Genomic DNA, 2,484 nt, shown 5'->3' with positions numbered 1-2,484 from the left:
CAATAACAAACAGCCCGATACCAATTATTCTCGCCATTCTGATCGGCTTCATCCTCCTCGAAATCACCTGCGCCTGCTTCCTTCAGCCTCGCGGCAAACGTCGGGACGCGATCATCGAGATCGTCGGCAGCGCCCTGCTGATGGTGGTCACCCTGCCGTTGGTCACGTTCCTCAGCAACAGCCTGCTGGAACACTTCGCGCCGCAACTGAAGGGCAGCCTCGCCGGCCTGCACTGGGTGCTTGGGCTCGTCCTGTTCCTGGTGCTGGACGACATGACCCAGTACTGGTGGCATCGCCTCAGCCACAAGGTGCCCCTGCTCTACTCGCTGCACCGCGCACACCATTCAGCGCCCTACATGAGCATCCGCATCGTCTATCGCAACAACAGCTTCTATTACCTGCTGATGCCCGGCCTGTGGTTCAGCGGGGCCCTGATCTACCTGGGGTTGGCGCCTGTGTACTTCGGCTACCTGATCGTCAAGATGCTGGTCATCTTCGGCGCCCACAGCAGCGTGCCCTGGGATGACAAGCTTTACCGCATACGTGCACTGCGGCCCGTGATGTGGCTGCTGGAACGGACCATTTCCACCCCCGCGACCCACTCGGCGCATCACGGCCTCAGTGCCGATGACGGGGTGACGCATTACAAAGGCAACTTTGGCAACCTGCTGTTCTTCTGGGATGTGCTGTTCGGCACGGCAAAGATCACCCGCCGCCGCCCGCAGTATTACGGTATCGAAGGCATGCGCCCGGTCAGCTGGCAGGAGGAGCTGTTCTGGCCGCTGATGCGTGGCAAGTCGACCAGCCTGCCGACGGAATCGGACCAGGAGCTGGCCAAATGAGCCTGAATATCGTACTCGTGGCCGGCTCCAGCCAGCCGGACAGCCAGTCGGCGAAGGTGGGCGCCTTTCTCGCCCAACGCCTACAGGCATTGCAACTCAGCGAGCGGCCAAGGGTGATCGATCTGGGGCTTGCGCCGCTGCCGTTGTGGCCTGCCAAGGATGAACATGGGCTCTGGGCGGAGTATGCAGCCCTGCTGCGTGAAGCCGATGCCCTGGTGGTGCTGACCCCGGAATGGCACGGCATGGCCAGCCCGGCGCTGAAGAACCTGTTCGTCTACGCCGGCTACCGCGAGTTGGGGCACAAGCCGGCGCTGCTGGTCGGGGTGTCCTCTGGCCAGGGCGGGAGCTACCCGCTGTCTGAACTGCGTGCATCCAGCTACAAAAACTGCCGCATCTGCTATCTGCCCGAGCAGTTGATCGTGCGCCAGGTGGAGGGCGTGATGAATGGCCCGGACAGTGCCGGCACGCAAGACCTGCGCATTCGTCGCCGGGCCGACTGGGCGCTTCAGGTGCTGGGCGAATATGCCAGGGCGCTCAGGGGGATGAATGCGCGGGTCGAAATGGAGGATCCGGAATTCGCCAACGGGATGTGAGGGTTGATGGCCGCTATCGATCGATAGCGGCTGCCTTGGCCTGCGCCCGCTTAACGCCTCGCCTCAATAAGATGACGGGTCGAGTGCGCGACAAAAGGCTCGCCCTGGCGCATCTGGCTATCCAGGGCCAGCAGCTCAGCGCGGTACTTGTGTACAGAGAAGTCCGGCACCCACCATACGCATTTGCGAAGAATCCACACGACTGCGCCCACATCATGGAACAGCATGCGGCAGCGGGCTGTGCGCAGGCCGGTCACCGTCAGCCCGGCTGCCTGTGCTGCTGCCACTTCGTCCTGCGGATCGCGCATTTTCCGTTCATGGGGCAATGGCCCCAGGAAATGCTCGATCAGCTCGAAGGCCGAGGCTGGCCCTACGTGCTGGGCGAAGTAGTGTCCATCAGGTCGGAGGACGCGATGAATCTCGGACCAGTCCGGTTGCACAGGGTGGCGTGAGGTGACTAGCTCGAACGAGGCGTCGGCAAATGGGAGCGTGGTTCCGGGGGCCACCTGCACGACTTCAACGCCGCGCGGCCCCAGGCGCTCGTGTGCCTTGCGGGCGTTGGGTGGCCAGGCTTCTGTCGCGCACATGAGAGGCGGGAAGCGCGGCGTCTCATCCAGTACCTCACCGCCGCCAGTGTCGAGATCCAGCGCCGTGCAGACCCTACCCAGACGCTGTGCAAGGAGCTGGGCATAGCCCCAAGGCGGACGCTGCTCAGAGGCGCGTCCTGCCAGCCAGTCGAAGCCCCAGCCAGTCACATCCGCTGCGTTGGCTTCGGCTACCAGGTCGTCAAAGGGTTTCATTCGATGGTCCAGGTTAATGCTTGTGGTCGGGCCAGTATAAGTCGTGTAGGAGCGGCCTTGTGTCGCGAAAGGGGCGCGCAGCGGCCCCAGGGTCTTGAGTATGTCTCAGGACTGTCGGGGCTGCTGCGCAGCCCTTTCGCGACGCAAGGCCGCTCCCACAGGAGCGCCGGTATGGCGTTGATGTTGGAACGCGGAAAAGACAAAACCCCTACCTGCTCGCGCAGATAGGGGTTTTGCGAAATGAATCTT

General features: G+C 62.9%; 3 protein-coding genes. 2 read left to right on the top strand and 1 reads right to left on the bottom strand.

The annotated features are described in order from the left end of the window. Positions 1-2: 2 nt before the first annotated feature. Positions 3-842: a sterol desaturase family protein gene (locus CC207_RS18295; protein WP_088852569.1), complete on the top strand. Its 840-nt coding sequence runs from the start codon at positions 3-5 to the stop codon at positions 840-842. After that, positions 839-1,435: an NADPH-dependent FMN reductase gene (locus CC207_RS18290; RefSeq protein ID WP_028692312.1), complete on the top strand. Its 597-nt coding sequence runs from the start codon at positions 839-841 to the stop codon at positions 1,433-1,435. The genes CC207_RS18295 and CC207_RS18290 overlap by 4 nt, the downstream gene beginning before the upstream one ends. A gap of 50 nt (positions 1,436-1,485) precedes the next feature. Here the strand turns inward: CC207_RS18290 and CC207_RS18285 are convergent, their stop codons facing one another. Continuing rightward, positions 1,486-2,235: a class I SAM-dependent methyltransferase gene (locus tag CC207_RS18285; protein ID WP_088852530.1), complete on the bottom strand. Its 750-nt coding sequence runs from the start codon at positions 2,233-2,235 to the stop codon at positions 1,486-1,488. Positions 2,236-2,484: the final 249 nt, after the last annotated feature.

The sequence above is a fragment of the Pseudomonas sp. DrBHI1 genome, from assembly GCF_002205115.1.
Taxonomy (GTDB): Bacteria; Pseudomonadota; Gammaproteobacteria; order Pseudomonadales; family Pseudomonadaceae; genus Aquipseudomonas; species Aquipseudomonas mosselii.
The sequence above is the reverse complement of the archived record's forward strand: the minus strand, read 5'-3'. Positions and strand labels throughout refer to the sequence as shown.

What these genes read in the sequence shown, in the direction of transcription:
- CC207_RS18290 (WP_028692312.1), top strand. Translation starts at nt 839, where the DNA reads ATGAGCCTGAATATCGTACTCGTGGCCGGCTCCAGCCAGCCGGACAGC.
- CC207_RS18285 (WP_088852530.1), bottom strand. Translation starts at nt 2,235, where the DNA reads ATGAAACCCTTTGACGACCTGGTAGCCGAAGCCAACGCAGCGGATGTG.